The sequence below is a fragment of the Hymenobacter agri genome, assembly GCF_054778495.1.
Window position 1 is genome coordinate 1 of sequence record NZ_BAAGZM010000232.1, and the last position, 6,259, is coordinate 6,259.

General features: G+C 62.2%; 6 protein-coding genes. 3 read left to right on the forward strand and 3 right to left on the reverse strand.

The annotated features are described in order from the left end of the window. Window positions 1–236: 236 nt before the first annotated feature. The gene (locus ACYVDE_RS12490; RefSeq protein ID WP_460501875.1) at window positions 237–1,079 is read right to left on the reverse strand and encodes a hypothetical protein; all 843 of its coding nucleotides are present in this window, start codon (window positions 1,077–1,079) and stop codon (window positions 237–239) included. A gap of 153 nt (window positions 1,080–1,232) precedes the next feature. Here ACYVDE_RS12490 and ACYVDE_RS12495 point away from each other — a divergent pair, with 153 nt between their 5' ends. Next, window positions 1,233–2,207, forward strand: coding sequence for an isopenicillin N synthase family dioxygenase (locus ACYVDE_RS12495; RefSeq protein ID WP_460501876.1), 975 nt, complete (start codon window positions 1,233–1,235; stop codon window positions 2,205–2,207). Window positions 2,208–2,340: 133 nt separating this feature from the next. After that, the gene (chrA, locus tag ACYVDE_RS12500; RefSeq protein ID WP_460501877.1) at window positions 2,341–3,657 is read left to right on the forward strand and encodes a chromate transporter; all 1,317 of its coding nucleotides are present in this window, start codon (window positions 2,341–2,343) and stop codon (window positions 3,655–3,657) included. A 63-nt stretch (window positions 3,658–3,720) separates the two neighbouring features. Here chrA and ACYVDE_RS12505 read toward each other — a convergent pair whose 3' ends face one another. Next, window positions 3,721–5,082: a lysophospholipid acyltransferase family protein gene (locus ACYVDE_RS12505; RefSeq protein ID WP_460501878.1), complete on the reverse strand. Its 1,362-nt coding sequence runs from the start codon at window positions 5,080–5,082 to the stop codon at window positions 3,721–3,723. Window positions 5,083–5,196: 114 nt separating this feature from the next. After that, window positions 5,197–5,697, reverse strand: coding sequence for a DUF6799 domain-containing protein (locus ACYVDE_RS12510; protein ID WP_460501879.1), 501 nt, complete (start codon window positions 5,695–5,697; stop codon window positions 5,197–5,199). A 296-nt stretch (window positions 5,698–5,993) separates the two neighbouring features. Between ACYVDE_RS12510 and ACYVDE_RS12515 the strand changes: the two genes are divergently transcribed. Further along, a partial coding sequence (locus tag ACYVDE_RS12515; protein WP_460501880.1) for a DnaJ domain-containing protein occupies window positions 5,994–6,259 on the forward strand: 266 nt, incomplete at its 3' end.

Here is a 6,259-nt window from a genome sequence, read left to right on the forward strand (position 1 = left end):
GGGCGGCAGCGGCAGTGCCTCGCGGGCCAGCTGCTTCAGGGCGCGCAGCACGTGCTCGCGGGTGAGCAGGGCTGGGGCGGGCGTGGCAGCAGGAGTGAGGGCAGTGTTGGGCATAGCGGGCAAGGTAGCACCCGCACGATGACGGGCATAAAAAAGCCTCCCGAATCAGACGGGAGGCTTTTCAATAAGTTATCTGTCGTCCTGAGCGGTTCCCGGAATGACAGACGATTATACGATTACGGTGCTACCGTGAAGGTGCGCGTCACCGAGTTGAACTGGCCGGGAATCATAGTGCCGCTGGCGTCTACCAGCTCCAGCTTCACGGTGTTTTCGCCGGCGGGCAGGCCTTCCATCATGTAGGGCAGCCATTTGTCGAGCATGAACTCGGTGCCGTTGATGGTGGCGCGGACGCGGTTGCCGCCGGGCTCCAGCGTGGTGTTCACGAGGTAGAAATCGAGCATGATGCGACGAGCATCAGCGCCCGAGTACGTATCCTTGGGGCGGCTGTAGAACAGGGCCGGGGCTTTGGTGTCGAAGGCCGGAGTGCCGGGGGCGGCTTTGCCCACGGTAATCACGCGCAGGTCGTAGGCGCCGCGGTGCTTCAGGCTTTCGTGGTAAGAGCGCGACAGGAACGAGAGCACCACGTGCTGGCCATCGGCCACGGGCTTGGTAAACTTGGTTTCGTAGTGCGCCGTGTAGGGCTCGTTGTCCACGATGTTATGGATGTGCTGGCCCTTCATCGAATTGGCCATCTGGGCCATGTGGGGGCCGCCGCTCATTTTGGTGAGCTGAAAGTTCGTAATTTGATAATCGAACGCAACGTCGCCGCTGGGAACGGTGGAGCCGGCAATGGGCGTGCGCAGCTGCATTTGTGCTTCGGGAAATTTGGGCGAGTCGCTGAACGGAGTCAGGCGGATACCGTTCGATTCCATTGCCTCGTTGCTGGCGGCGGTAGTGGCCGCGGGGCTGTTAGTGCCGGCCGTGGCGCTAACATCGGTGGCGGGCTTGCTCGATTCGCAGCTAGCCAAAGCGCCGAGGGTCAGGGTAGTGCTGCACAGCAGCCACAGGGTGCGTTTCATATACAAAGGTCAAAAAGAGAAAGATAGTAGTATTCGAAAGGCGAGAATACAATCAGCCCACTTACGTAGGGGGGCCGGTGCGGGGTTTTGCTTAACTTGCGTCGTTGCCCACCCTTGGGGCGTACCGGCCTCAAAGTAAATCCAAAAATCTTTATGCAAGACCAACTCCTTGACCAAATTCCCTCGCTCGACCTGGCCGACTTCCGTTCGGGTGACCCCGAGCGTAAGGCCCGTTTCGTGCAGCAGCTCGGCGAGGCCTACCAGAACATCGGCTTTGTGGCCCTGAAAAACCACGGCCTGAACGACGAGCAAACCAAACAATTGTACGCCGACGTGCAGGCCTTCTTCCAGCTGCCCGACGAGGCCAAGCAGCGCTACGAGAAGCCCGAGCTGGCTGGCCAGCGCGGCTATATCAGCAAGGGCAAGGAGCACGCCAAGGGCCGCAATACCGGCGACCTGAAGGAATTCTACCACGTGGGCCAAGAAGTGCAGGACGACGACCCCATCAAGCACGAGTACCCCGACAACATCTGGCCCGAGGAGCTCAGCACCTTCCAGAACACGGCCCTGACGACCTACCGCACGCTCGAAAGCGCCGGCAAGGATGTGCTGCGCGCCATTGCCCTGTACCTGCACCTGCCCGAGAACTACTTCGACGACAAGGTGAAGAACGGCAACAGCATTCTGCGCCCCATCCACTACTTCCCCATCGAAAACCCCGATGAGGTGCCCCAGGATGCCGTGCGCGCCGCCGAGCACGGCGACATCAACCTGATTACCCTGCTGATGGGCGCCAGCGCCGACGGCCTGCAGGTGAAGCGCCGCGACGGCAAGTGGATTCCCATCACGGCCCTGCCCGACCAGATTGTGGTGAACGTGGGCGACATGCTCCAGCGCCTCACCAACGGCGTGCTGAAGTCGACCATTCACCGCGTGGTGAACCCGCCCCGCGAGAAAATGAACACCTCGCGCTACAGCATCCCGTTCTTTATGCACCCGCGCTCCGAAATGAGCCTGGCTGCCCTCGACCACTGCGTAACGCCCGACAACCCCAAGAAGGAGGCCGACATCACGGCCGGCGAATTCCTGAACGAGCGCCTGATTGAGCTGGGCCTGAAGAAGAAATAAGGTTCAGTACGACCAGTAAGAACGTCATGCTGAGCGCAGCCGAAGCATCTCTACCGCGAGAGTAAACCAAATCCAGTGGATTAGTTGCGCGGTAGAGATGCTTCGGCTGCGCTCAGCATGACGTTCTCAATTTATGGCTGTTTCACTCCCATCACCGGATAATGCCCCGCCGCCCGCCGCGGCCCCCGTTTCGCTCACGCCTCCTCCGCGGCGCTCGGGCCAGCGCACGCGGCGGGTGCGTGGCATTATTTTTCTGAAGGACGTGGCCGGGCTCTCGCTCACGGCTTTTGGCGGGCCGCAGGCGCATCTGGCCATGTTTTTCCGGCTGCTGGTGGAGAAGCGCCGCTACATCTCGGCCGCCGAGCTGCTGGAGCTGCAGGCGCTGTGCGCGCTGCTGCCGGGGCCAACTTCGACGCAGACCATTACCGTCATCGGTTTCCGGCTGGGCGGGCCCAACCTGGCCTACCTCACGCTGCTGGTCTGGATGACGCCCGCCGTGGTGCTGATGACGCTGGCCGCCCTCACCCTCAACCACCTCGACCCGCACCGCATGGCGGCGCTGGTGCAGTTTGTGCAGCCGGTAGCGGTGGGCTTCGTGGCGTTTTCGGCCTACAAGATTTCGGAGAAGGTTATTCACACCAAAACCTCGGTGGCGCTGCTGGTGGCGGCGGCCATGCTGGCCTATTTCTTCCAGCTGCCCTGGATGCTGCCGCTGCTGCTGCTGGCCGGTGGGGCCGTGACGACGGTGCGCTACCGCAAGCACGCCATCGTGCAGGAGAAAAAGCCGCTGCGGGTGGAGTGGGCCAATTTTTTTCTGTGGTTTGGCACGCTGGCCGGGGCGGCGGCGCTGGGCCACTTCACGCAGTGGCTGCCGGTGCGGCTGTTCGAGAATTTTTACCGCAACGGCTCGCTGGTGTTTGGCGGCGGGCAGGTGCTGGCCCCGCTGCTCTACGCCGAGTTTGTGGAGTTCAAGCACTACCTCACCGGGCCGGAGTTTTTGTCGGGCCTGGGGCTGGTGCAGGCCATGCCGGGGCCTAATTTCTCGATTGCGGCCTACATCGGGGCGCTGGCTATGCGGCCCACGGGCAGTAGCAGCGCGCAGATTATGGGCGCATTGGTAGGCGCGGCGGGTATTTTCCTGCCCGGCACCTTCCTCATCTTCTTCGTCATTCGTTTCTGGGACCGGCTGCGGCAGTACCGCGTGGTGCAGGCTTCGCTGGAGGGCATCAACGCCGTGAGCGCGGGGCTGGTGTGCGCGGCCACGTTCCTGCTCTACCACCCGCTGCCCGACCGGCTGCTGCCGCTGCCCTTTCACCTCGGCCCCATCGACTCGCTGCCCCTGAACCCGCTGCTGGTGGGCCTCACGTTCCTGCTGCTGCTCTGGGATAAGGTGCCCAGCGTGGTCATCATTCTGGCCGCCCTGCTGGCCGGGGCGGTTTTCAATGGGTGAATGGGTGAATGGGTGAATGGGCGAATGCGCTTGCACACTATTCACCCATTCACCCATTGAAGCTTACCGCGCCGCCAGATACGCTTCCCGGGCCTGCTGTAGCTCGGCCACCAGTCCGGCCCGTTGGGCCAGCAGGGCCTGGCCCACGGCCGGCGCCCGCCGAAACAGTCGTGCCGCCCGTAGCCGCCGCAGTCGTGCGGAGAGGTTGGTCCAATAGCCAAGGGCGTAAAAGCCGGTGAAGGGCAGGCTCAGGCCGTAGAGCAGCGTGAGGCGCCAGTCGTGCGTGAGCCAGTGCTGCACAGCCGCAATTTGCAGGGCGTAGGCCAGCGGGAAAGTAATCATGCCCACCACCAGCATAATGGGCGCAACAAATTCCACATCCTTGGTGGCGCGCTTGGCTACCAGCGAAGGCAAAATGTAGGGCAGGTAATTATTAATAACGCCGTATAGCCACACCGGCACGCCAAACACCAGGTTCAGTAGGCCGGTGATGGAGCCGCGCCGCTGGGCGTCCAGCGCTTCGTCGTTGATGCCGTGGTGGCGCAGCTCGGCCAGGTAATTTTCGAAGCGGCCCCGGGCTTCGGCCAGGCGCTCGGGAAACTCCTTTTCGGCCCAAGGCAGGGCCTGCAGCAGTGTGCGGCTGAGCTGGAAGTTGTCGTAGAGCGTGTTCGGGTCGTCGTCGGGATTAAGGTGGTCGCCGAAGGTGCGCTCAATCTGCTGCACGAAGGCATCCTCGGCCGCGTCGCGGCTGATGACGAGGCGCCGCTCCAGCGCCACCCGAATGGCTTCGGTGAGCTGGTCGGCGGCCTCGTCGGGGTCGCGGGCGTAGGCCTCGGCGTAGTCGGCCACCCGAATGGGTGGGGCCACGTTCAGTAGCACATCGGAGCGGAAGCGGTGCGGGTCGAAGTAATTGGTGGCCACCGGCACCACCTTCAGGCCCAGCTTGAAGCCGTGGCGGGCTTCGGCCCCGAGGGCAATGCGGGCCGCCCCGGTTTTGAGCGGCCGCAGGCGGCGCTCGCTCACGCTGGTGCCCTCCGGGAAAATCATGATGGTACCGCCCCGGCCCAGATAGTCGTAGCAGCGGCCGAAGCTGGCCTCGTTCTGGGCGGCGCGCTCTTCGGGGGTGGCCACGCCGCCCACGCCGGTGCCGGTATCCTGCGCCCGGTAGATGGGAATGGAGTTGCCTGACTGCATGATGGCGCGCAGCACGGGGTTCTGAAAAAACGTGCTTTTAGCCAGGAAGGCAATGGGCTGGCGGCGGTTCACGGCGGCCAGCAGTGGGTCCATCAGCGTGTTGGGGTGGTTGCCGGCCAGCAGCAGGGGGCCGGGCAGGTGCATCCGTTCAGGGTGGCGCACTTCGATGCGACGGAAAAACACGCGCAACGCCACCTGCACCAGTGGCTTCATGACGGTATAAAAGAGCATGGGGCCGAATACGTAAGGCCCCGAAGATAGGACGAACCCGCCGGCCCGCTACCCGCCCAACGCAAAGCGCCGCCTCTGATGAAGAGGCGGCGCTTTGCGTTGGGCGGGTAGCACTTATTTCTTGCGCTTGGCGGCTTTCTCTTTGGCCTTGGCTTTGGCTTCGGCCGCTTTTTCCTTGGCCTTGGCTTTTTTCTCGGCGGCTTCTTCCATCTTCTTGCGCTTGCCGGGGTGCAGGGCGTCGAAGAGCTGAATTTTGGCGATGCTGTCGGCGGCGGCGATTTCGGCCCGGGAAGTGATGCGGCCCGAGAGCGACACGTGGTCGCCTTCCTTCATTTGGGCCGTGGTGCCGTCGGTGCCCGTTACCACGCCCGCGGGGGTGATGACCGTACCATTGATGAGCTTTTTATCGGCCACCAGCGGGTTGCTGATGCCCAGCTCGGTGAGCACTACCCGGCCGTTCAGCATGGCGAGGCCGTCCTTCACCCCTTCGGTTTTACTGGCCGTTGCGCGGGGCTTGGGCACTGGCCGGCCGGGGCGCGGGGTTTGGGCCGAGGTAGCCAGGCTGCCGAGCAGCATAGCAAATAGCGAGAAGCGGAGAAGAAGGGTGGGCTTCATGGAAAAGTCTAAAATAGAAATTGAAAATAACAGCGGTAAATGCTTTCAGAGAGCAAGTTACGGCTTTATTTGCATATTGTTGAAAACAGGGTAGTGCAGGTAGTGCAAAATCGGGGCCACATTTATCCGGCTGCTAAAATCAACTTTTGCCGATTTAGTTCCGTTCAATTCCCTATAAACGTTGTGCCGAGCAACTTGGATAAGCGCAACCTTAATTAATCCTGGCACCCGGCCGGGTACTGCCCGGCGTACCTGCTACGATTTACAGCATTCGAATCTATAAATTTCTGCATCAAGTGGAGTACAAAGACTATTACAAAGTGCTGGGCCTGGATAAAAACGCCACGCCCGAGCAAATCAAAAAAGCATACCGCAAGCTGGCTCGCCAGCACCACCCCGACGTGAACCCCAACGACAAGGGTGCGGAGCAGAAATTCAAGGAAATAAACGAAGCCAACGAAGTCCTCAGCGACCCCGACAAGCGCAAGAAGTACGACCAGTTCGGGGCCGACTACCAGCGCTACCAGCAGCAGCCCGGCGGCGGCGCGGGCCGCGGCGGCCA

Excerpts from the sequence above, each read along its gene's own strand:
- ACYVDE_RS12490 (WP_460501875.1), bottom strand. The coding sequence starts at position 1,079 with ATGAAACGCACCCTGTGGCTGCTGTGCAGCACTACCCTGACCCTCGGC.
- ACYVDE_RS12495 (WP_460501876.1), top strand. The coding sequence starts at position 1,233 with ATGCAAGACCAACTCCTTGACCAAATTCCCTCGCTCGACCTGGCCGAC.
- chrA (WP_460501877.1), top strand. The coding sequence starts at position 2,341 with ATGGCTGTTTCACTCCCATCACCGGATAATGCCCCGCCGCCCGCCGCG.
- ACYVDE_RS12505 (WP_460501878.1), bottom strand. The coding sequence starts at position 5,082 with ATGCTCTTTTATACCGTCATGAAGCCACTGGTGCAGGTGGCGTTGCGC.
- ACYVDE_RS12510 (WP_460501879.1), bottom strand. The coding sequence starts at position 5,697 with ATGAAGCCCACCCTTCTTCTCCGCTTCTCGCTATTTGCTATGCTGCTC.